The sequence below is a fragment of the Bacillus horti genome (assembly GCF_030813115.1).
Taxonomy (GTDB): Bacteria; Bacillota; Bacilli; order Caldalkalibacillales; family JCM-10596; genus Bacillus_CH; species Bacillus_CH horti.
In genome coordinates this window covers 102374-126257 of the sequence record NZ_JAUSTY010000001.1, presented here as the reverse complement: position 1 = coordinate 126257, position 23884 = coordinate 102374, and the positions used below count along the sequence as shown (strand labels likewise).

The following is a 23884-nucleotide window of genomic DNA, read 5'->3' as shown; positions in this document are numbered from 1 at the left end:
TTAGAAAAGGAGAAGTGAGATGAACAGAGTCTTTTCTCCACAGTCCCTAAGAATCATTGGAATTTTCGCTTTAGCTATGCTTATCCTGTATTTAGCCTTCTTGATTTTTCCATATCTCACTCCTTTCGTTCGAATTGTACAGGCGATACTGGTTCCTTTTCTTATATCCATGATTATTGCCTATTTACTTCATCCCCTAGTTGACTTGTTGATGAAGACACGTTTAAATCGAACCCTGTCCATATTGGTACTTTATATTTTATTTTTTGGTGCTTTAGGTTGTGTTCTATGGTTTGGTACACCCGTATTTATAGAGCAGCTCAGAGATTTGATGAATGAGCTCCCACAAATCCAGAAAACGATTTTGATTTGGTTAGAACGGTTTGAGATGCAACTCCAAAGACTTCCTGATGGTATTCACCTAGGGATAAACGATGCTTTGTTAAGCATTCAATCTGACTCTCGCCATACGATAAGTCAAATGGTTGAGGGAGCGGGAAAAATGCTAGATAAAATGTTTGCTTTAGTTGTTATTCCGTTTTTAGTCTTTTACTTTTTGTTAGATGCTGAAATTATGAATAAGACGATATATCATCTAATCCCTACTTCGAAAAGAAAAATGGCCTTAGACATATGGAAGGATATAGATCATTCATTAGGAGAGTACATAAGAGGGCAAATTATGATTAGTCTTGTAGTTGGTCTTCTTTCGCTAATAGGGTATTTCATTATAGGTTTACCCTATACACTTTTTCTAGCAGGCCTCATGGCTGTTACGAATATTATTCCATACTTCGGCCCTTTCATTGGCATTGCTCCAGCCATTTTAGTTGCCTTATTGACTAAGCCTTCTTTAGTTCTGTGGGTTATTGTGATTAACTTGATCATACAGATTATTGAGGGGAATATTCTGGCTCCTTGGATTGTAGGGAAAAGACTACATATCCATCCTGTTTTCATCATTTTATCCCTTCTTCTTGGGCATCAAATAGGTGGGGTAGTTGGTCTTATTTTAGCCGTGCCTATTTTTGTTGCAGGAAAAGTGGTCTTGGAGCACTTAATTGAACATACTCGAAGAGCTCGGCAGATTAAAGAGGGAGGGAATAATCAGCAATATGAATGATTGACAGGGGTCCCTGCTTCTAAGTATAATAATGGGTATATTGTGAAGAAATATATTGAAAATGATGATGGAACGAAGTAAGCAGGTATCCCTGACAGAAAGGATGCTCCAGTGATCGAGGACTGAAATTATTGAGTCCAGGGTCGAGGCTGAGAGAGCTTCTAAGTGTGTGACTGTTGAAAGCCATTCCTGAATACAGCTAACCCCTGTCGGCTCCACTCCGTTATCGTGGAAGAAAGCGATACAGTCACTTTTGTACCTTATCTAAGTAAGGGCTTGTAGCTGTATAAGCAGGGTGGTACCGCGTAAGAATACTCTTTCGTCCCTGATTTTCTCTAATGGAGAAAGTTAGGATGGAAGAGTTTTATTTATTTTTACAAGAATTATGGTCGGTCGAGGTGGTCTTAGCGTACCTTGCTTAGTCTTCGTAAAATATGAAATGAAAAGGAGCTTGAAACAATGAAAGAACTAACATCTGCTCAGATTAGACAGATATTTTTAGATTTCTTTAAGGAAAAAGGGCATGACATTGAGCCGAGCGCTTCATTAGTCCCTTATGAGGACCCTAGCTTGCTATGGATCAATAGTGGTGTGGCAACCCTAAAGAAATATTTTGATGGGCGTGTTGTCCCTGAAAACCCAAGAATAACAAATGCTCAAAAATCAATTCGTACGAATGATATAGAAAATGTAGGAAAAACAGCAAGACACCATACTTTCTTTGAGATGCTAGGTAACTTTTCAATCGGAGAATATTTCAAGAAAGAAGCAATTGAATGGGCCTGGGAATTTCTAATAGATCCTAAATGGATTGGTTTTGATCCAGACAAGCTTTCTGTCACCATTCATCCAGAGGATGACGAAGCGTATGATATTTGGTTTAATACGATAGGTGTTCCTGCAGAGCGAATCATCCGTTTAGAAGGGAATTTTTGGGATATAGGAGAAGGTCCAAGTGGTCCAAACTCAGAGATCTTTTATGATCGTGGTCCTGAATACGGTAATGATGAACAGGACCCTGAGCTTTATCCAGGTGGAGAAAATGAAAGATATCTAGAGGTCTGGAACCTAGTATTTTCACAATTTAATCATAATGCTGACGGTACTTACACACCCTTACCAAAGAAAAATATTGATACAGGCATGGGGCTTGAGAGAATGGCTTCCGTTATTCAAAATGTACCTACCAATTATGATACTGACTTATTTATGCCGATTATACAAAAGACAGAAGAACTATCTGGTAAAAACTATAGAATAAATAAAGAGGATGATGTAGCGTTTAAGGTGATTGCTGATCATGTGCGGACGGTTGTGTTTGCCGTTGGAGATGGTGCTCTACCTTCTAATGAAGGACGAGGCTATGTTATAAGAAGATTGCTGAGAAGAGCTGTTCGATATGGAAAGGTTCTTGGTATTCATGAGCCGTTCATGTTCCAGCTTACGGCAGTTGTCGGCCAGGTGATGGGGAGCTACTATCCGGAGGTACAGGAAAAAGAAGCTTTTATCAGTAAAGTGATTAAAACAGAGGAAGAAAGATTTCATGAAACGTTAAATGAAGGTCTAGCTATTCTCTCTGAAATGATTGATACGGTAAAGAAAAATAATAGTAATGTCCTACCAGGTAGAGAATCCTTTAAGCTATATGACACTTACGGTTTTCCTATTGATCTAACGGAGGACTTCGCTAATGAGCAAGGAATCCGCGTAGATCGAGATGGATTTGAAAGTGAAATGGAACAGCAACGTAGCCGAGCAAGAGCAGCTAGACAGGAAGTAGGTAGTATGCAGGTTCAAGGGGGAGCATTAGGCGAATTCCATGCTGCTTCTGAATTTGTTGGCTACAGTCAATTGCAGGCCGACACTACAGTATTAGGGATAGTGACGGAAGGTCAACTAGTAGACTTTATTCAAGAAGGACAGGATGCACAACTCATTTTGCTGGAGACGCCATTTTATGCGGAAAGTGGTGGACAGATTGCGGATAAAGGAGTCATCACATCAGGGGATGCTTCCTTTGAGGTTCATCAAGTGCAGAAAGCTCCTAATGGTCAGCATGTCCATGAAGGTAAGCTAGTCCAAGGACAGCTGAAAAAAGGAGAAAAAGTTCACGCAGAAGTAAGGCGTAGTGAACGTATAGATATTATTAAAAATCACTCTGCTACCCATCTATTGCACCAAGCGTTGAAAGATGTAGTTGGAAATCATGTTAATCAAGCGGGGTCATTGGTTACAGCAGAACGCCTCCGTTTTGATTTCTCTCATTTTAACGCAGTAGAGGAGCAGGAACTGAAGAAGGTAGAACAAATTGTCAATGAGTATGTGTTGAAAAATATTCAGGTGACGGCCACTTATTCCTCTCTTGAAGAGGCTAAAGCGATGGGAGCTATGGCGTTGTTTGGTGAGAAGTATGGTCATACAGTTCGAGTCGTACGGATGGGAGATTACAGCTTAGAGCTTTGTGGCGGCTGTCATGTTCAATCAACGGCCGAAATCGGTCTGTTTGTGATCGTTTCCGAAGGAGGAATTGGAGCGGGCACAAGAAGGATAGAAGCGTTAACAGGTCGTGCTGCATATAATTATCTGAAGGAACAGCAGGAATGGCTACAGGAAACAGCGAAGATAGTGAAGTCAACGGACAAAGATGTGGTCAAAAAAGCAACCTCTCTTCAGGAGCAATTAAAGGAATTGCAACGTGAAAATGATTCACTAAAGGCGAAGCTAGGAAATATCGAGGGATCATCTCTATTAGACAAAGCGCAAGAAGTTGAGGGGATAAAAGTCATTGCTGCTAAAGTCAATGCGACAGATATGGATCAGTTAAGAAGTATTGTGGATGACCTGAAGCAAAAGCTTCAATCAGGAGTAATAATGCTAGGAGCTGTTCAAGGTGATAAAGTCAATCTTGTAGCAGGAGTTACTAAGGATTTAATGGATCAAGGTCTTCATGCTGGTAAACTGATTAAGGAAGTCGCTACAAGATGTGGCGGAGGTGGTGGTGGAAGGCCTGACATGGCTCAAGCTGGCGGAAAAGATCCTTCCAAGCTAGATGAAGCATTAAAATTTTCTTACGAATTTGTTAAATCCGTTTTACAATAATAACAATTAGAGTACAATAGATGGTAAAGAGTACGCTAATAGTTTTTTGGGAAAGATGGGGTGCGCGACATGAACGATAAAGATCATACAATGAGATTTGATGTAAAACCGGATAAAGTAGAGGCTGATCCCAAAGAAGTGCTCCTTACTGTATACAAGTCACTAGAGGAGAAGGGCTACAATCCTATTAATCAAATTGTGGGCTACTTACTCTCTGGAGATCCTGCTTATATTCCTAGACATAACAATGCCCGTAGCTTAATTAGAAAGCTAGAAAGAGACGAATTGATTGAAGAGCTTGTTCGTTCCTATTTATCCCAGCATAAGGGAGACGCTAAGTGAGAATTCTAGGATTAGATGTTGGAGATAAAACGATTGGCGTAAGTGTAAGTGATGAGCTTGGATGGACGGCGCAAGCCGTAGAGGTCATAAGGCGATCGGAGAATGATCCTGAAGAGGATTTTAATCGATTAAGTCAGCTTATACAGCAATACTCTATTGAAAAGTTTATTATAGGTCTACCCAAAAACATGAATGGCACAATCGGCCCTAGAGGTGAGTTATGCCAGCAATTTGCAGAGGAAGTTAAGGCCCGTACAGGTTTGCCTGTACAAATGTGGGATGAACGGTTATCCACGATGGCTGCTAAACGAACCCTGTTAGAAGCAGATATGTCTAGGAAAAAAAGAAAGCAAGTCATTGATAAAGTAGCTGCTGTGGTTATATTACAAGGCTTTTTAGATTCACAAAACAGGTAGGAGGTACGTAAGTGACAGAATTTAATGAGGAAGTAGAAAAGATTATTATCCCTGATGAAGATGGAAATGAAGAGGTTTTTGAAGTGCTCTACAAGTTTGATGTTGATCAAACAGGAAAGCAATATATGATGGTTATCCCAGTTGACGGAGATCCTGAGGTTGATGAGGTATACGCTTTTAGGTATGAAGAGGATGGTGAGGATATCTCCTTGTTCCTAATCGAAGATGATAATGAGTGGGAAGTAGTGGAAGCTACATTCCAGACTCTTTTAGAGGAAGAGGATCTGCAGGATTAAGATTGGGACTAAGTGAACCATTTACAGACACACTGTGATGGTTCGCTTTTTTGTGTGGTGTTTTTATCTGCCTCTAAGACTTGGCAGCATTGCGTTTTCTATATATAATGGGACGAGATAGGAGGGTTCAAAATGTCAGAAAATAACGGTAGACACAACCAAGAGGATGGTAAGCAGAGTACTCATTCCGAGCTTTCACGTAGTAATAAGCAAAAAGCGGATGAGAATCATCCCCCTGTTGATGAAGAAGAGGAGTATGAACAAGAATATTCGTCCTTTTCAGGATTTAAAATAGTTCTTATTACCTTGTTGACTATTATCCTTGTAGTTGGATTAGCTGGTGGGATTGGCGCTTATTATGTTTATGCGAATTTACAGCCCGTTGATGATGAGTCTGAGGAGATCATTGAAATAGAAGTACCTATGGGTTCTTCAGGAACAAGAATCGCGAGCATACTTAAGGAAAATGATTTAATTAGACATGAAAATATTTTCTATTACTATGTTAGGTACAAAGGACATAGTGGATTTCAAGCAGGTACTTATTATCTGACACAAAGCTTAAGTCCCGAAGAAATTATTGAGCTACTGAAGGAAGGAAGAGTACACCAAGAGACGGTAAGATTCACGATTGCTGAAGGCTTAACGATTGATCAAATTAGTGTCCATTTAGAAAATGAGGGCTTAGCTAACGCTGATCGCTTTAAGGAGCTGTCTAACCAACCAGAGCTGTTTGAGGAAGAGTTTGCTTTCCTATCGTATCTGCCAGAAGAGCGAGAGGATATTAAATACTTGCTTGAAGGATTTTTATTTCCGGAAACGTATGAAATTTTTCAAGGGGCAGATGAGGAAGTTATCATTAGAGTTATGCTGTCACAATTCGATAAGGAGTTTAATCGCATTGTGCAAACGTTAAATACCGAGGATGAAGGATGGGAGCAGAAGCTGGAAGAGCGAGGCTTAACGATTTTTGATATGATTACCTTAGCTTCCATCGTAGAACGAGAAGCGGTTGTGAACGACGAGAGAAAAACGATAGCAGGAGTATTCCATAATCGCTTAGAGGATGAATGGCTCCTACAATCCTGTGCAACCGTACAGTTTGTTCTGGGTAAACAAAGAGATCGGATTCTATATGAGGATTTAGCTGTCGAGCACCCGTACAATTCGTATATAAATGAAGGACTGCCTCCCGGGCCAATAGCCAGCCCTGGACGTGAATCTATCTTAGCTACATTTAATCCGGAGAACCATGAGTATTACTTTTTTGTAACGAAAAAGGATGGTAGTGGATCTCATCACTTTTCAAGAACGTTTGAAGAGCATCAGCAAAATGATGCTCAGAGTAGAGGGAATTTTTAAGTGAGGTTTCATAGATGATACATGCAGATTTAGAAAACTATTTACTGGAGCTTTCCCCATTAAAGGACGAGCTCCTAGTAGAGATGGAAAAACTGGCGGCTGATGATCATGTTCCGATCATAGACAGGCCGTCTATTTCCTTTATTCAGCAGCTGTTAACCATCAAAGGGAACGTTCGTCGAATATTAGAGCTTGGTACAGCCATAGGCTATTCAGCCATTTGGTTAGCTGAAGGGGCAAAATCAGCGATTATTGACACGATTGAACGTGATGAGCTTAGAGTGGAGCAGGCTAAACAGTTTATTACTCGAGCAGGGCTGGATAGCCGAGTCCATATCCATGTAGCCGATGCTACTGATTATGCTGAACAGCTGAAGGACCATAAATATGATATTATTTTTATTGATGCCGCAAAGGGTCAATATCAACGCTTCTTTGAAAGCTATACTCCTTTGCTTGCTGAGGATGGAGTTGTGCTAACAGATAATGTGTTTTTTCATGGAGAAGTGGTTAATCCAGATATCCAAAACAAACGAATACGAACGTTAGTAGAAAAAATAAAAAGATATAACGTATGGTTAAGGGAGCATGACAGTTTTAAGACAAGTTTTGTTCCAATTGGTGACGGATTAGCTATTAGTGTAAGAAGGAGGGAGGAGTAGGATGGACAACAAGAGATGGACCGAGGAGCTACATAATTCCTTAGAGCAGCCTGTATCCAAGCCGATTGTTATTGGTTTAGCAGGAGGAACTGGATCGGGAAAAACGACAGTAGCTAAAAGAATAGTTACTTCATTAAAGGAGCAATCTATCGTTATGATTGCTCAAGATTCTTACTACAAGGATCAAGCACAAATGCCAATGGAAGAAAGGGTGAAAACAAATTATGATCACCCTTTTGCCTTTGACAACGACTTATTGCTCGTGCAGATAAAGCAGCTTCTACAATATCAGCCTATACAGGTACCTATTTATAATTTCAAAGAGCACACTAGGTCAAAGGAAACTATTGAGGTCAAGCCCAAAAATGTAATCATCTTAGAAGGAATTTTGGTGCTTGAAGACGAACGTTTAAGAGAGCTAATGGATATGAAGCTGTTTGTGGACACAGCTGCTGATGTGCGTATTATTCGACGTATGCTAAGAGATATCCAAGAGCGTGGCAGGACGATGGGCTCAGTGGTTGAACAATATCTTTCTATTGTACGGCCGATGCATGAGCAATTTGTAGAGCCATCAAAAAAATATGCCGATATTATAATCCCCGAGGGTGGGGAAAATCAGGTAGCTATTGATTTGATGGTTACAAAGATAAAGTCGATTTTAAAGAAGCATGAATTACTACAAGCGTGATAATGAGATAAACGAGAGAATAATAAAAGGGGGCGCCAAATGATGACGGAGAAAGAAACTTTTGTGACGGAAGAAGGCCTACAGAAGCTAAAGGATGAGCTAGATTATTTAATTACTGAAAAAAGAAAAGAAGTCGTTGAACGGATTAAAATTGCTAGAGGCTTCGGAGACTTAAGTGAGAACTCTGAATATGATGCAGCGAAGGATGAGCAAGCTTTTGTAGAGGGGAAAATTATTCAGCTAGAGAAGATGATTCGAAACGCTAAGATCATCAATACGGCTGATGCAGACAGTGATGTCATTTCAATAGGGAAAACCGTTGTCATTCAAGAGCTTCCTGACGGTGAAGAGGAAACATACCAAATTGTTGGCCGTACTGAAGCAGATCCTGTGCAGGGTAAAATCTCAAATGATTCTCCTATGGCCCAAAGCTTACTTGGAAAGCAGATAGGGGATGAAGTGAGTGTCCAGACACCAGGCGGAGAAATGAGAATAAAGATCAATAAGGTGCATGTTTCTTAAGCTGAATACTTAATTTTAATAAGTAAGTAGAAACTATAATGGTAAGAAAACTAGGTCCAGCAATGGTTAGCTCCCTCAAAGGTAGGCAGATGAAAGAATCTGATTGTCTTTGGGGGAGTTTTTTTCTGTATGTTTTTGCCTAAACTATGGAAAACAAATTGATCTCACAACCGGAGGCGAACCAAGTGTTAGGTTTGATGAAGCGACAGATCGTACTATTGCTGATTTTTTCAGTGATCCTTTTAGGTTTGATAGGCAGGTTAGCTTACATTCAGTTAATTGGAACAGAAAGCTTTTCAAAGCATCAGATCAATTTAATCAAAAAATCTGTTCAGCAACGACAGCAGCAATTTACGTTACATTCAGGTAGAGGGAATATTACAGATAGAAATGGAGTTTCGTTTACGGGCGTATCAACTCATGTTTTAGTTTTATTCCCTATTTTGCAACACACTTTAAATCATGAAGATGAACTTAATGAAGTAGCACAGATTCTCAAAATAAATCCTTCTTTACTAGCGAAGCAAATTGAACTTGCTAAGGAACCATATATCCTTAAAGATCCCGTGAGGATTTTTAGGCTTTCCGAGGATCAAGCCAATCAAGTGAACAAGCTAGCTATTCCAGGACTTCTAGGCTTACCTTTTGAAATGCGATATGCCCCTGATCAAATGCTAGCCCAACATTTAGTTGGATATTTGGGTCAGAATACGGAATTAATCAAAAAAGATCATGCGGATGCATTGGCGCAAGGGTTACTGCAGGAAAACAGTGAAATAGGGATTAGTGGGATTGAAAAAAGCTTCCAGCCCTTTTTACAAGGAATTGGTCCAGTGTCACTCTCCTATTCTGTTGATGCAAGGGGGTATCCTCTATCAGGATTAGGTATAAGGTATATGAATCAAGATCACACCTTTTATCCATTAACCATACAGAGTACATTGGATATGGAGTTGCAAGAATATGTAGAACAAGTGTGGAATAAAAGAAACATCAGGGAAGGGGCTATCGTTGTCCTTGATAATCGAACAAGCGAGGTTTTGGCTATGGCTAGCAAGCCACTCTTTACTCCTCAGATGGGGAACCCTGGTGCCTGGGAAAATAAGACCATAAAGAGATATGCACCAGGTTCGGTATTCAAAATTGTGATCGCTGCGGCTGCGATGGAGGAAGGGCTTGTATCTGCTAAAAGTAAGTTTGAGTGTGATGGAGAGCTAAGGGATAGTGGATTTCATTGCTGGAAAAAAGAGGGCCACGGCCATCTGACGTTTGAGGAAGGCTTTGCCCACTCCTGCAATATTGTCTTTGCCCAGCTCGCTGAACAGCTTGGAGCAGAAAAAATAGAGGAGTATGCTAGTAAGCTAGGCCTGCTTGAGCCTACAGTGTGGCATACATCATCTCTTTTTCATTTTAACAACTTTAGGCAGCTAGAAGGGGAGGAACAGGGCCAAATTTATGCCAACCATCGACAAGAGGAGGAACGACAGGATAAGCAATATTTATGGCGTACAGGAATTGGACAGTTAGACGTTCAAGTAAGCCCAATTGCTGTTGCAAATATGCTAGCTACGATTTCTAAAGCTGGTCACAAAGGTCAAGTAAGGGTCGTCAGTGATATGTTATACCAAACAGGAGCAGCTTTTTATCATTTTGGAAAGCAGAGCATGAATCAGCCTTCCATTAAGCCATACACGGCCTACCAGCTTCAAAAACTAATGGCAAAAGTGGTTGAGGATGGAACAGCGCAAAGCTTAAAAGAAAGGCCTTGGTCGTCTGCTGGGAAAACAGGTACAGCTCAAATCAAACAATGGAATGACCGGGGAGTGGAGTTAGAAAAAAATAATCACTGGTTTGCGGGCTACTATCCTCAGAATAATCCTAGGTATAGTGTGGTTGTGGTCCATTTAAATCAAGAGGTTAATAGTCCAAACTTAGCTATTGACGTCTTTTCAGATATTATTGATTGGCTGGATAATAGAAGTTAAAATACATAGTCATTTAATGCGAAAAAACACAGTGTACGCCTTTACTAAGCACTGTGTTATTTTTTGTCCTTCGGCACTCTTCCTTTACCTACACATTCCGTACATCGCATAATTAATTGACTTTGACACGTCGCACAAGTCTCATTCATATAAAAGCTATAGCTTCCTTCTGCACAATCAGGGCATTCAATGACGCCAAGACCCTCACATTTTTTACATTCAACCATGAAAATACCTCCATGTTTTTTTGTCTGTCTTACAACAGTTCAAAGAACGTTCAAACAAAAGCGCTTTTTCAATCATTCCTTTCAAATTCTTTATGATATGATATGTAGCATAAAACAAAAGAGACATAGGTTTATATTTTTAACCTAGCAACGGATATGGAGTTTTAGTAAAGGAGAAGCATATTGATGATGGCAAAAAAAGGGCTGCTTTTTTTAGGCTTGCTTCTCATTTTGACGGGAAGCGCATGCTCACAAAAGGAGCTAAATGACCGACTTGACTATACGATTCAAAACTTTCAGTTTGAAAATCAGGATCGTGAAATGGTAGCGTTAGCTGATTTAGAGGGTAAAGTGTGGATTGCTAACTTTATTTTTACCAATTGTGACACTGTGTGTCCTATTTCTACATCCAATATGGCCACCCTACAGAAGGAATTAAAGAAAAATGATTTAGATGTTTCCTTAGTTTCCTTCAGTGTAGATCCCGAAAATGACAAGCCTGAAGTATTACGGGCATACGGGGAGAATTATCAAGCTGATTTCTCAACCTGGGATTTTCTAACCGGATATGGTTTAGATGAAATTCAATGGTTTGCCGAGCACAGCTTCCGTACTATTGTACAACAGGAGCCTAGCTCAAATCAGATTCTTCACGGTACCCAATTCTTTTTAATTGATCAGGAGGGTAAGGTTGCACGTCACTATTCTGGCTTACAGGACGTACCTATGGAGGAGATTATAAAGGATTCCATACTTTTGGTTAAATAGCCTGCTCTAGGACTTAGAGGAGAAGTGAAACGTAAATCTATCAAATGACTTTAATCTAATCTAATAATTGATAAAGTATCAACAGAGCTATATTAAATGATGTTCAGACATGATTCATTGTGATAAAGCTGCTGAGGGTGCTTTTTTTATGCATCATTTAAAACCTACTTGACAGATAGGAATAGTATATTTTATAGTGTAATCACATTAAAATTTAATAATACTGTTGATGGGGCAAGCTTGCCGCTATCGTACAGTGGGAGGAGTAGTCTGTGGAAACCTTTTTAGTTGTTATAAATATTGCTATTTTACTTGTTTTTATTGGAATTCTGTTTTATATGCAGAGGAAGCATGTGTCATTTTCAAAGCGAGTCTTTACAGGACTGATTATCGGAATCATTTATGGTTTAGGACTGCAGTTTGTTTATGCAGAGGATTCAACAGTTATCGATAGCTCCGTTCAGTGGTTCAACTTAGTGGGTACGGGATATATTCGCTTTTTACAAATGATTGTTGTGCCTTTAATCTTCGTATCCATATTAGCTGCATTTACTAAGCTTAAGCTTTCTCAGAACTTAGGCAAGGTAAGTCTAATTATCTTAGTGGTCCTTATTGGTACTACCGTTATAGCAGCTCTAGTGGGGATAGGAACGACAATAGCTTTTGATCTTGAAGCACTACAAATTGAACAAGGTGAGGCTGAGCTAGCTAGGGGAGAATCCCTTGAGAATAACTATAGTAGTAACATCCAAAATCAATCCTTCCCACAAAGAATCCTTCAGCTACTACCCGCTAACCCATTTCTAGATTTTACAGGGCAAAGACCAACATCAACGATTGCTGTTGTTATTTTTACCGCGTTTATTGGAATCGCTTTTCTTGGTGTTAGGAGGAAGGAGCCTGAACTGGCAGAAACCTTTGCTAAATTTGTTGATAGCATTTACGCTATTGTTATGCGCATCGTCACGCTGATATTACGTTTAACGCCTTATGGTATTTTAGCCATTATGGCTAGGACAGCAGCAACGAGTAATCTAGACGCTATTGTAGGGTTAGGGAAATTCGTCATTGCCTCCTATGTGGCCTTAATCATTGTCTTTATTATTCATTTACTTATTCTAGTAGGATTTAAGCTTAATCCTGTTACTTATCTCAAGAAGGCATTTCCTGTGCTGGCCTTTGCCTTTACATCCCGTACAAGTGCTGGAGCGCTACCATTAACGATTCAAACGCAGAAAAGCTTAGGTGTGCCAGATGGGACAGCTAACTTTGCAGGTTCCTTTGGTTTATCGATCGGTCAAAATGGATGTGCTGGGGTTTATCCAGCTATGCTTGCTGTCATGATCGCTCCTACGGTAGGTATTAATCCATTAGATCCATCCTTTATCCTATTGCTTCTAGCTGTTGTAGCCATTAGTTCGTTCGGTGTAGCTGGTGTAGGAGGAGGAGCAACCTTTGCAGCCATTCTGGTTCTTTCTACAATGAATTTGCCTATTGCACTAGCAGGTGTTCTTATCTCAGTTGAACCTCTGATTGATATGGGAAGAACAGCGTTGAATGTTAACGGAAGTATGACAGCTGGTTTGGTGACAAGTAGAGTGAACAAAGAATTAGAAGCTGATATCTACACAGATCTTGATCGTAAAATCGAGGTTCAAGCATAATCTAGCTTAAAAAATCAATAAAAGGCTCTAAACTTTCTATTTAGTGAAGTTTAGGGTCTTTTTAATTTAGCAAAAGGTCGAAGGATGAATAATAAGTAAAAGTTTCTTTTTTTATTTAAAGCAATAAATTGCATTATATTAATATTTAATCAAACAAACCATATAATTGAAAAAAATTATCATAATATGGTATATTTGATTTGTAAATTCGGTAAATTTAAAATATTTATTCTGCATAAAATTACTTATTAAAACTGAGGAGGTATGAAGGAGATGAGCAACAGTAAAGCGTTTTCTGGCGTTTTGAGTGGCTTTTCTGTAATAAATAACAAGCTAATGGGTGAAAGTACTGACATATCTCGGCTTTTTGAGGAACAGGCTATGCAAACCCCTGATCTGGATGCCGTAACTATTAACGGGGTAACACTTACCTACCATGAGTTAAATGAGAGAGCTAATCAGCTTAGCTATTATCTAAGAAAGAAAACGAATGGCAGTCCATCTATTATTGCTATTTGTGCACACCGTTCAATTGAGATGATTGTTGGAATTCTCGGTATTATCAAGGCAGGATCAGCTTATCTGCCCTTAGATATCAACCATCCAAAAGATCGTCTTTTATTTATGCTTAAGGAAGCTGATGTTTCGATTCTTTTGACACAGGAAAATATAGACTATCCTTTTCTCGAATCAGTAGAACCCATTTTTTTGGATGCTTCATGGAGCGAGATATCCAATGAAGGCAAACACAATAGTGGGCTGGATCGACCAATTAATGATATTGCTTATGTGATGTATACATCAGGCACCACGGGTAAACCCAAAGGGGTTGAGGTCAAGCACACGGGTATACTTAATCTACTTGAGGACCTTGATAAGCATCATCATTTGCCCACGGGAATAAGGTACAGCGTCTGGACAAGCTTTAGCTTTGATGTATCAGCTTTGGAGATTTTCTCAAGCCTATTATCAGGGGGAACACTATGTATAGTTCCAGACGATGTTCGGCTAGATGTGAATCAATATTTTCTGTGGTTACAGCAGAATAGGGTAGAAGCATCCTTTATTCCTCCCTTTATGTTAAATGATTTAGCACAATGGCTTAAGGAAAATCAGATTAAAACATGGTCTATGAAGCGTTTAATTACAGGGCTGGAACCTATTAGAACTAGCACCCTAGCGCAAATTGCTAAACAGATGCCTGAATTACAGATTATTAATGGCTATGGTCCAACGGAAACGTCAATCTGTGCTACACTCCACTTTTTCTCTGAAGATGAGAGTGATCCCTATGTACCAATTGGCAAGCCTGTACAGCATTCGGAGCTCTATATTCTTGACACGGACAAGAAGCCTGTTCAGACCGGAGAATTAGGGGAATTATATATTGGTGGTATTGGTGTGGCAAAGGGGTATCTAAAGCAGCCTGAACTCACTAGTGAAAGCTTCATTTACTTATCGTTTGGACAAGAGCAGCCCAAACGTCTTTACCGAACGGGAGATATGGTTCGCAGCACACTTGATGGGACATTATCTTTTGGTGGAAGAGTGGATGATCAGATTAAATTGAGGGGCTATCGGATCGAGCTAGGGGAGATAGAGAAAAATTTAATAGAGCATCCAGCTTTGGACGAGGTTGCTGTTATCTTGCGTGAGGACGAGCCTAGCTTTAAGAGGTTAGTAGGTTATGTTGTAACAAAGGCGTCTTTGGACTGGTCTGAACTAAAGCACTGGTTAGCAAATCGGTTACCTAGTTATATGCTGCCAGAAGTATTTGTTGAAATGGAAGCGCTACCAAAGTCAATAAGCGGAAAAATAAATCGTAAGACTTTACCTGTACCTACACAAGAAAACAGCTCATTAAATGTAGGAAATTTTCGTGAAGCCGAGACAAGTGAAGAGAAATGGATCGCAGATCTCTGGAGTCATTTATTACGAGTAGAGAAAGTGGGAATGACTGATGACTTCTTTATGTCAGGAGGGAACTCTTTATTAGCAACGCAAATGCTCGGAAAGGTACAAGCTCGGTTTAAAGCTCATATTCCAATGACTACCTTCTTTAGGGAGGCAACGATTGAAGCGTTAGTAGCTTTTTTAAATGAGTTTAATCAGCCTGCAGAAAATAATAATTTCCGCATACAGCCTGTGTCGAGAGATAATAGGCTACCGACTACCTTTGCCCAAGAGAGAGTTTGGTTTATTGAGCAGCTAGAGCCTCAAAATTTAGCCTATAATTATCAAACATTATTTCACTTTAAGGGCAAGCTAAATGTTGCAGCTTTACAGAAAAGCCTTGATGAAATCATAAGTAGGCATGAAATTTTTCGGACCACCTTCACTAACGAGCATGGTCAGCTTACTCAAAAGATTCACCCCCCTACACCAGCTAAAATAAAACAAGTTGATTTTAGAGAACTATCAGATCCTGAGCGAATTGAAAGATTAGAGCAACATATTCAAATGGAATTAGAGAAAGTGTTTGATATGACAAGATTACCATTAGTCCGTTGGGTTCTTCTAAGAGTGATGGAGGATGAATACTATTTGCTTCACATTGAACATCATATGGTTCATGATGGATGGTCCTTTGCTGTGTTTCTCAGGGAGTTAACAGCTCTGTATAAAGCTTTTGCTGAGGGAAGACCATCTCCTTTATCCCCTATCGATATTCAATTTGCTGATTTTACTCATTGGCAAAGACAATGGCTAAGTCAGGTGGAGCATGTGCAGCTGGATTTTTGGCAGAAGAAGCTAGAGGGGAGTTCAGGATTATTAGAATTACCATTTGATCGACCACGTCCCCCAAAGCAGACGTTTAAAGGTGGTTTATTTAGAATAGAGCTCCCCCTTTCATTAAGTAAAAAAATTAGGGGTTTCGGTCAACGAACAGGGTATACAATGTTTATGACAATGCTTGCCGGCTTCAGTACATTACTATATCGTTACTCTGGTCAGGACGATCTTTTAATTGGAACGGGCATCGCAAATCGGCGTTCTGAAGATACGGAGCATCTCATTGGTATGATTGTAAATACGATTTTATTACGTACACAGCTTACAGAAACAATGAGCTTTAGAGACCTATTAAAGCATGTTAAGGAAGTGGCACTTGAAGCCTATGAATATCAGGACCTGCCTTTTGATCGTTTGGTAGAAACACTAGAATTTGAGCGTGATATGAGCCGTAATCCATTGTGTCAGGTCGCTTTCAGCTTTCATGACACTCCATACCCTGAATTAGATTGGCCAGACGTTGAAATTGGGATTACAGAGCCCTTAAGTAATGGTTCTGCTAAGTTTGATATGAATATTGTCGTAATTCCTAGGTATAATGCAGATCTTTCGAGAGATAGACAGATGAATAAAGAGGGAATTACACTTATCTGGGAATATAACAGTGCCCTATTCGACTCTACTACGATTGAGCGGATGATTGCACAGTACCAACATCTTTTAGAGCAAGCTATGCAAGATGTGGAGCTTCCTTTATGGCAGGTTCCTATTTTACCTAAACATGAAAGAGATCTCCTTTTGACAGAATGGAATCAGACGGCAAATCCGCTTGAAGCTCCATCTTCTTCACTCGATCAACTATTTGAGCAGCAGGTTGAACGATACCCTGACACAGTAGCTGTATCTTTTAAGGGGGATAGTTTGACGTATGTTGAATTGAATGAAAGAGCAAATCAACTTGCACATTATTTGTGTAAGCAAGGAGTTGCCGATAAGTATGTGGGTGCCTATTTTAATAAATCAATTGAAATGATTGTAGCTATGCTTGGAATTATAAAAGCTGGAGGGGCGTACGTTCCACTTGATCCAAATTACCCTCAGGAGCGATTAAGATATATGATTGAGGATACGCAGCTGTCTGTTATCCTAACTCACCAACCTGTGAAGGATCAGCTTCCAGCTGGATTAGAAGTAATCTGTCTAAATACACAAAAGGACAAGCTTCAAAGCGAAAGGAAGGACAATGTTTGTTATAAGAATGATCCAAATCGATTAGCTTATGCTATCTATACATCTGGGACGACCGGGAAACCAAAAGGAGCTATGCTTGGGCATTTAGGTGTGATTAATTTAATTGAAGCTATAGAGGAAAAACAGCCTATCTCCTCTGGAGATCGTTGTAGCTATTGGGCAGGATGTAGCTTTGATGTATCTCTTTACGAGATGTTTTCCGCTCTTCTAAATGGGGGAAGCCTATGCATCACTCCTGAAAATATTCGTTTAGATAATGAGAGATTTATAGATTGGCTAGAGGAGCAACACATTACACATGCTTATTTTCCAGCATATATGCTTCCCGATTTAAAACTGATCTTAGAGCAAGGTACAAAGAAATTACCGATGAAAAGAATGATAGTGGGAGTTGAGCCTATTTCAGAGGCACTTTTAATAGAGATTAAAAAATTGTTACCAAATCTGTGCTTACTCAATGCTTATGGTCCAACTGAAACAACGATTATTTCGACCTTCTACGAATTAAAAGCTAAGGATTCAGTAGAAGGTGGATACACACCGATTGGGAAGCCTATTCAAAATACACATATTTATCTTCTAGATCAGTATCTACAGGCTGTACCAATTGGAGTACCCGGTGAAGTGTATATAGGCGGCTTAGGATTAGCTCAAGGTTATATTAATCAACCAGAATTAACTAAAGAAAAATTCATATCCTCTCCATTTATGAATGAGAAATCACTTTTATACAAAACCGGAGACATAGCCAGATATCTTCCGGATGGGAATATCTTATTTCTAGGTAGAGACGATGAACAAGTTAAGATAAATGGAGTCCGTATTGAGCTAGGAGAAATTGAAACTCAGATAAAGACATATCCTAGCGTTAAGGATGCGCTGGTTCTTGTCCATGAGGAAAACCATCAGAAGAGAATCATTGCATACATGACTCTCCTTCATGGAGAAGCGACTACAAGCGCTGATATCTATAATCACTTAAGAAAAGTGCTCCCCCACACGATGATGCCTGCCACCTGTGTATTCTTAGATAAATGGCCAGTCACACGAAATGGTAAGCTGGATAAAAAAGCTCTACCACATCCTGAAACAGAGGTGATAGGGAATGAATATATCGCACCTAGAAATTCTATCGAGACAAAGGTGGCAGAGGAGTGGAGTGAGCTTCTTGGACAGGAAAAAATTAATATTCATTCAAGCTTTTTTGAGCTTGGAGGCTATTCAATTATTGCTACTAGACTTGTATTTAAACTAAGTGAAACTTTCAATTTAAAATTAACATTGAGGGATTTCTTTGATCAACCAACAATAGCTGGTGTAGCTCAAAGAATTGATTTCTTGCTACAGGATAAGAAAAATAGACTGGATGAAAATCGTATTATTCCAAGGAGTCAGCGACGTTTAAATCATTAAGGCCCTAATAAAAGCCAAGGGGGGAGATTTGATGAAAAACGAAGATAAAATGGCGGGAAGCTTTCAAGCTACTACTGATGAAGCTATCTTGACCTTTCCAATGTCGGCAGGACAACGAAGACTTTGGTTATTGGAGCAGCTTGGACAGCAGGAGGCGGCCTATTCTTTAGCTTTCGCTTATCATATTCGAGAGGAGATTCAATTACAGGCTTTGCAAGAAAGCTTTTTAAAAATGATAAACAGACATGAGAGTCTGCGAACGGTATTCCAAAACATATCTGGTGAGCCAATGCAGCGAATTTTCCCTAGTATGCCCTTTAAGCTTGAGGTCATAGAGCTAGAGGAAGACGTTGTAGAACAGCTGGACAGAAATATTAAGGTTCTAAGAGTAATAAAAGAATTATCTCGTCGATCCTTTGATTTAGCCAATGGTCCTCTGATGCGAGCATATATTTTGAAAAAAAAGGAACAGTCAGAATGTATTTTACTCATAACCATCCATCACATTATTTTTGATGGATGGTCTTTGCCTATTTTTAATAAAGAGCTTATGTTGTACTACCGTTCCATTATTAACGGGGAAACGCTTCAACTCAAAGAGCTACCTATTCAATATGCTGATTTTGCCGAATGGCAGCAGGAATGGTTAGAAGGCGCGGAAGCTAGAAATCAGCTGGCGTACTGGAACAAACAGCTTCATGAAGAGATAGAGAAATTAGAGCTACCAACAGATTTTTCTAGAAGCCAAAGTCAATCATTTCGTGGTGCACAGTATAAGTTTGTCTTACCTACTGAATTACTTGAAGGAATAAGTGAACTAAAACAAACTGAGGGTACTTCTTTGTTTGTTACTATGTATTCTATTTTTGTAACTTTGCTTTATCGTTACAGTAATCAGAAGGATATATACGTAGGGACCCCGGTTTCTTGTAGGCAAGATTATCAGGTCAAAGATATTATTGGTTTTTTTGTGAATACAGTGGTTCTGAAATCTCAAATATCCGATTCACTAACCTTCAAAGAGCTTCTTATTCGTAGTCACAATACGCTCATTGAAGCATTAGACCATCAGGATTATCCATTAGATCAGCTTGTAGAGGTTATCAAGCCGAGAAGAGAGCCTGGCTTGTCTCCTTTTTTTCAGGTGATGTTTTCAGTACAGGATATGGCCTCACAGGAGCTTTGGATGGAGGGAAGCCCCGTGACTCGCTTGGATGTGGATAATGAGACAGCGAAATATGATATTACTTTTATGATCAATCAAGAAAGTGATGGAGGTCTAAGTTGTCTTATAGAATTTAATAAAGATTTATTTACTTTAGAAACAGTACAAAGGATGGGGGTTCATTTTAGCCGAATAGCTAAAGCTGTGATTGCTAACCCGGAGGTTCAGCTATCCAGAATAACGTTTTTGACGGAGGAAGAACAAGCATTTTTCTTAAAGGAAGGTCATTCGCAAGGAGAAACCTTGTATGATAAAACGATCCAAGAACTTTTTGAAAAGCAGGTGGAGGATACTCCACAAGATATAGCCATCGTCTTTGGGGAGCAAAGGCTAACGTATACGGAACTGAATGAAAAAGCTAATCAATTAGCCAGAAAATTATTTATAAAGGGTGTGGAGCCTGATCAGTTAGTGGGAATAATGGTGGAACATTCCATTGAAATGGTCATTGGGCTTTTAGGGATTTTAAAGGCCGGGGGTGCATACTTACCTATTGATCCAGATTATCCTATAGAGCGAATTCAATACATGCTGGAGAATAGTGGTGTATCCTTGTTGCTTACTCAACAGCACCTGAAAAAGCGCTGGCCCTCTGCAAGTAACTTTCTATTTACAGAAATAATGGATTTGAATGAGGAAGGGTTATTTACAGGTAAGACACAAAATGTAATACCGCGAGCTCAAGCAAGTGACCTAGCGTACGTTATGTATACCTCTGGCTCGACGGGGGTGCCTAAAGGGGTTATGGTCGAACACCGTAATGTCATTAGGTTGATTAAGGAGCCTACGTATGTTCAATTAAACAAAGGAGATCGACTTTTACAAACAGGAGCTATAGTTTTTGATGCTTCCACATTTGAGATATGGGGTTCTTTACTAAGTGGTCTAACTCTCTACCTAATAAAAAAGGAACAGCTACTGGATGCGGATGAACTGTGTAGAGTGATTAATAAAAATGAAATAACAACGATGTGGTTAACAGCTTCTTTATTTAATCAGCTATCTGATCATGACGTAAATATGTTCCACGGAGTCAAACAGCTCCTTGTAGGTGGGGAAAAGCTTTCTCCAAAGCATATTAATCAGCTTAAAAGGAGTAATAGTGAAATCAAGATTATTAACGGGTATGGTCCTACAGAAAGTACAACCTTTTCTACGACTTTTATGGTAGATAAGTTCTATGAATCAAATATTCCTATTGGAAAACCAATTAATGATACATGGATATATATCATAGATAAGCACCATCAGCTTCAGCCGATGGGTATAGTAGGAGAGCTTTGCATTGGAGGTGCTGGTTTAGCCCGAGGCTATTTAAATCGTCCGGATTTAACGAAGGAGAAATTTATTTCTAATCCATTCGTAACTGGTACTAGAATGTATAAGACAGGAGATTTAGCTAGATGGCTTCCAGATGGAACAATTGAATATTTGGGGCGCATGGATGACCAAGTTAAAATACGCGGCTTTCGCATAGAGCTAGGAGATATTGAAAATCAATTACTTAAATTTGATCAGATTACTGAGGCTGTTGTTACTACCGAAATAAGCGAAAGTGGGGAAAAACAGCTTTGTGCGTATATAGTAGCTGAAACAGAGCTTAGTTCGAGCGAGCTACGAAGTTATTTGAGTACTAGATTACCAGAGTACATGATTCCAGTTCATTTTGCTAAGGTGAACCAAATGCCTCTAACACCTAATGGTAAGGTAGATAAGCGTGCTTTAGCTAAAGGAGAGAAGTCTAGCTTACAAACAGGAGCAAGCTATGTAGCCCCAAGAGATCAAGTAGAGCAGGACATGGTAACGCTTTGTGCTGAAATATTGGGTCTTGCTGAGGAAACGATCAGTATCACAGATGATATTTTTACATTGGGTGGGGACTCAATAAAAATGATTAAGCTATATTCAAGATCCTTATCAAAGGGATGGTCTGTACGCATTAATGATTACTTTGAGCTTAGAACAATAGAAAAGCTCGCTCAAAAAGCTGCAGCTAAAGAGGCTTTGCCTAAAAAAATCACAAAAGAAAGAGAAGTATTACCGAAAAAGGAGCATCGAAGCCGTTTTAAGGACGGTGACGCTATATTGCTGACGGGAGTGACTGGCTATCTTGGAGCCCATCTATTAGATGAACTGATTAATCAGACGTCATCAGAGGTGTATTGTCTAGTTCGAGCAGAGAGTAGGCAAAATGCTGAATCTAGAGCTCAGGAGCTACTCGACAATTATTTTACTAGCAGTGAGAAGACGAGCCTACATTTAGCAGATAAGCAGCATGTTCATATTATATGTGGAGATATTGCAAAACCAAAATTAGGTTTGGAGGAAGTAGATTATCTCTATCTGAAAGAGAAAGTAAAGACTGTCATTCATGCGGCAGCTCTAACGAAGCACTATGGAGAGTATAGCGCGTTTGAGAGAGCTAATATACAGGGGACCCGGGAGATTATCCGTTTCTGTGGAACAGAAAGAAGTCTGCATTATGTTTCTACAATGAGTGTAGGCGGGCAAGAGGTTGGGGGGCAAGGATGTGTAGTTTTTGACGAAAATAGCTTTTTTATTGGTCAAAATTACGAAGACAATGTATATATGAAAAGCAAGTTTTTAGCTGAAAGTGACATTTATGATGCAGTTGAAGCGGGGCTAGAAGCAACGATTTATAGAGTTGGAAACCTCACAGGCAGGTGGAGGGATGGAAGCTTTCAAAGAAATATAATGGAAAATGCTTTTTACCGTTTGCTTCGCTCATTGCTTGAGCTTGGTAAAGTGCCTGAGAATTGGCTACAAGAGGCTGTAGAATTTACACCTGTTGACCTGTGCAGTAAGGCAATTATAGGTTTGGTGCTTGAACAGGGAAATAAGGCAAAAGAGCTGGCTTATCATGTGTATAATCATAAGAAGCTCTCGTTAGCAAAGCTACTTAGAATATGTACACAGAATGGATTTTCAATGCAAGTGCTGAAGCAGGAGGAATTCAAAGAGTACTTAAATGGGCTATCTCAGCATCCATCAAAAATGAAAAAGCTAGAGGGTCTAGCTCCTATTCTTGAAAGAGGAGAAATAAAGAAGAAGAATAGGGTGGAGCACAGCTCTAATATCACAATAGAGACTCTAGAAAAACTTGATTTTGAGTGGCCAGAAGTAGATCAGCTTTATCTTGAAAAGATCATAAAGCATATGCTGTCCACTGGATTTGTTAGTCGGTAATAAAAAATAAATACATGGACAGACACGGACAACAGCCTACCTTCATAAACTTAGTAGTAATCTGCTTATGGAGGTGACAGCTGTGCCAGGTTTGTTCGCAACGATCACGTATTTCCTTAAGGAAATTATTGTTTTTGTCTCTTATGTCAAAAATAATGCCTTTCCACAACCTCTAAGTGAAGCGGAGGAGGAAAAGGTTCTAGCTCGATTTAAAGATGGAGATGAAGAAGCGCGCAATTTATTAATTGAGCACAATCTACGTTTAGTGGCTCATATTGTGAAGAAATTTGAGAACACAGGAGAGGATACAGAGGATTTAATTTCCATCGGCACGATAGGCTTGATCAAGGGCGTAGAGAGCTATTCACCGGCAAAAGGAACGAAGCTTGCTACATATGCGGCAAGATGTATTGAGAATGAAATCCTGATGCATCTACGCTCTTTGAAGAAAACCAAAAAAGACGTATCTCTTCACGACCCAATTGGGACAGATAAAGAAGGAAATGAAATCAGTCTAATTGATGTGCTAAAGGCTGACATGGATGATGTGATTGATATGGTGCAATTACAGATGGAGAAAAATAAAATTTACCAGCATATTCATGTGCTTGATGAACGAGAGAAGGAAGTCATTGTCGGACGATTTGGACTGGATATGGAAAAGGAGAGAACACAGAGGGAGATTGCTAAGGAGTTAGGGATTTCAAGATCCTATGTTTCTCGTATCGAAAAAAGAGCATTGATGAAGCTGTTTCATGAATTTTATAAGGTTAAAAAAGGTGGTAAACGTTAGAGATATTCACAATGTGCGCGTTATTACCTGAAGGCATTTTGTCAAAAGGATAAACTAAATAGAAACATTAAAAAAGTAATGTGTTGGAGCAATCCGTTGGACTCC

The 23884-nt window shown here is 39.5% G+C and carries 16 protein-coding genes; 15 read left to right on the top strand and 1 reads right to left on the bottom strand.

What is annotated here, in order from left to right:
• Positions 1–19: 19 nt before the first annotated feature.
• The 10 genes from J2S11_RS00590 (at position 20) to J2S11_RS00545 (ending at position 10498) form a co-directional block, all read left to right on the top strand.
• Positions 20–1123, top strand: a complete 1104-nt coding sequence (locus J2S11_RS00590) for an AI-2E family transporter (protein WP_307389505.1) — start codon at positions 20–22, stop codon at positions 1121–1123.
• A 459-nt stretch (positions 1124–1582) separates the two neighbouring features.
• Positions 1583–4222: an alanine--tRNA ligase gene (gene alaS, locus J2S11_RS00585; protein ID WP_307389503.1), complete on the top strand. Its 2640-nt coding sequence runs from the start codon at positions 1583–1585 to the stop codon at positions 4220–4222.
• A 69-nt stretch (positions 4223–4291) separates the two neighbouring features.
• On the top strand, positions 4292–4564 hold the full coding sequence (locus J2S11_RS00580) for an IreB family regulatory phosphoprotein (RefSeq protein ID WP_307389501.1): 273 nt from the start codon (positions 4292–4294) through the stop codon (positions 4562–4564).
• On the top strand, positions 4561–4980 hold the full coding sequence (gene ruvX / locus J2S11_RS00575; protein WP_307389497.1) for a Holliday junction resolvase RuvX: 420 nt from the start codon (positions 4561–4563) through the stop codon (positions 4978–4980). Before J2S11_RS00580 ends, ruvX begins: the two co-directional genes overlap by 4 nt.
• Positions 4981–4991: 11 nt before the next feature.
• Complete coding sequence (locus J2S11_RS00570; protein WP_307389494.1) at positions 4992–5276, top strand: DUF1292 domain-containing protein; 285 nt, start codon at positions 4992–4994, stop codon at positions 5274–5276.
• Positions 5277–5408: 132 nt separating this feature from the next.
• On the top strand, positions 5409–6638 hold the full coding sequence (gene mltG, locus J2S11_RS00565) for an endolytic transglycosylase MltG (protein WP_307389492.1): 1230 nt from the start codon (positions 5409–5411) through the stop codon (positions 6636–6638).
• Positions 6639–6652: 14 nt separating this feature from the next.
• Positions 6653–7300 carry an O-methyltransferase gene (locus J2S11_RS00560; RefSeq protein ID WP_307389489.1) on the top strand — a complete coding sequence of 216 codons (648 nt, stop codon included), beginning with the start codon at positions 6653–6655 and terminating at the stop codon, positions 7298–7300.
• Between the two features lies 1 nt (position 7301).
• Positions 7302–7991 carry a uridine kinase gene (udk, locus tag J2S11_RS00555; protein ID WP_307389486.1) on the top strand — a complete coding sequence of 230 codons (690 nt, stop codon included), beginning with the start codon at positions 7302–7304 and terminating at the stop codon, positions 7989–7991.
• A gap of 39 nt (positions 7992–8030) precedes the next feature.
• Positions 8031–8513: a transcription elongation factor GreA gene (gene greA / locus J2S11_RS00550; RefSeq protein ID WP_307389483.1), complete on the top strand. Its 483-nt coding sequence runs from the start codon at positions 8031–8033 to the stop codon at positions 8511–8513.
• Positions 8514–8698: 185 nt separating this feature from the next.
• Entirely contained in the window at positions 8699–10498 is a 1800-nt protein-coding gene (locus J2S11_RS00545; RefSeq protein WP_307389480.1) for a peptidoglycan D,D-transpeptidase FtsI family protein, read from the top strand.
• A 56-nt stretch (positions 10499–10554) separates the two neighbouring features.
• Here J2S11_RS00545 and J2S11_RS00540 read toward each other — a convergent pair whose 3' ends face one another.
• Positions 10555–10725 carry a hypothetical protein gene (locus J2S11_RS00540; RefSeq protein WP_307389477.1) on the bottom strand — a complete coding sequence of 57 codons (171 nt, stop codon included), beginning with the start codon at positions 10723–10725 and terminating at the stop codon, positions 10555–10557.
• A 186-nt stretch (positions 10726–10911) separates the two neighbouring features.
• Between J2S11_RS00540 and J2S11_RS00535 the strand changes: the two genes are divergently transcribed.
• The 5 genes from J2S11_RS00535 to sigK all read left to right on the top strand — a co-directional run bounded on the left by J2S11_RS00535 (position 10912) and on the right by sigK (position 23779).
• On the top strand, positions 10912–11493 hold the full coding sequence (locus tag J2S11_RS00535) for an SCO family protein (RefSeq protein ID WP_307389474.1): 582 nt from the start codon (positions 10912–10914) through the stop codon (positions 11491–11493).
• A 338-nt stretch (positions 11494–11831) separates the two neighbouring features.
• Complete coding sequence (locus J2S11_RS00530; RefSeq protein ID WP_307390202.1) at positions 11832–13157, top strand: L-cystine transporter; 1326 nt, start codon at positions 11832–11834, stop codon at positions 13155–13157.
• A 273-nt stretch (positions 13158–13430) separates the two neighbouring features.
• Positions 13431–18554 carry a non-ribosomal peptide synthetase gene (locus J2S11_RS00525; RefSeq protein WP_307389472.1) on the top strand — a complete coding sequence of 1708 codons (5124 nt, stop codon included), beginning with the start codon at positions 13431–13433 and terminating at the stop codon, positions 18552–18554.
• Between the two features lie 31 nt (positions 18555–18585).
• Positions 18586–22986, top strand: a complete 4401-nt coding sequence (locus tag J2S11_RS00520; protein WP_307389470.1) for a non-ribosomal peptide synthetase family protein — start codon at positions 18586–18588, stop codon at positions 22984–22986.
• A 67-nt stretch (positions 22987–23053) separates the two neighbouring features.
• A complete protein-coding gene (sigK, locus tag J2S11_RS00515; protein ID WP_370875407.1) occupies positions 23054–23779 on the top strand; it encodes an RNA polymerase sporulation sigma factor SigK in 726 nt (241 codons plus the stop codon).
• Positions 23780–23884 lie beyond the last annotated feature (105 nt).

Coding starts and splice junctions, on each gene's coding strand:
- J2S11_RS00590 (WP_307389505.1), top strand. CDS start 20: ATGAACAGAGTCTTTTCTCCACAGTCCCTAAGAATCATTGGAATTTTC.
- alaS (WP_307389503.1), top strand. CDS start 1,583: ATGAAAGAACTAACATCTGCTCAGATTAGACAGATATTTTTAGATTTC.
- J2S11_RS00580 (WP_307389501.1), top strand. CDS start 4,292: ATGAACGATAAAGATCATACAATGAGATTTGATGTAAAACCGGATAAA.
- mltG (WP_307389492.1), top strand. CDS start 5,409: ATGTCAGAAAATAACGGTAGACACAACCAAGAGGATGGTAAGCAGAGT.
- J2S11_RS00560 (WP_307389489.1), top strand. CDS start 6,653: ATGATACATGCAGATTTAGAAAACTATTTACTGGAGCTTTCCCCATTA.
- udk (WP_307389486.1), top strand. CDS start 7,302: ATGGACAACAAGAGATGGACCGAGGAGCTACATAATTCCTTAGAGCAG.
- greA (WP_307389483.1), top strand. CDS start 8,031: ATGATGACGGAGAAAGAAACTTTTGTGACGGAAGAAGGCCTACAGAAG.
- J2S11_RS00540 (WP_307389477.1), bottom strand. CDS start 10,725: ATGGTTGAATGTAAAAAATGTGAGGGTCTTGGCGTCATTGAATGCCCT.
- J2S11_RS00535 (WP_307389474.1), top strand. CDS start 10,912: ATGATGGCAAAAAAAGGGCTGCTTTTTTTAGGCTTGCTTCTCATTTTG.
- J2S11_RS00530 (WP_307390202.1), top strand. CDS start 11,832: ATGCAGAGGAAGCATGTGTCATTTTCAAAGCGAGTCTTTACAGGACTG.
- J2S11_RS00525 (WP_307389472.1), top strand. CDS start 13,431: ATGAGCAACAGTAAAGCGTTTTCTGGCGTTTTGAGTGGCTTTTCTGTA.
- J2S11_RS00520 (WP_307389470.1), top strand. CDS start 18,586: ATGAAAAACGAAGATAAAATGGCGGGAAGCTTTCAAGCTACTACTGAT.
- sigK (WP_370875407.1), top strand. CDS start 23,054: ATGGAGGTGACAGCTGTGCCAGGTTTGTTCGCAACGATCACGTATTTC.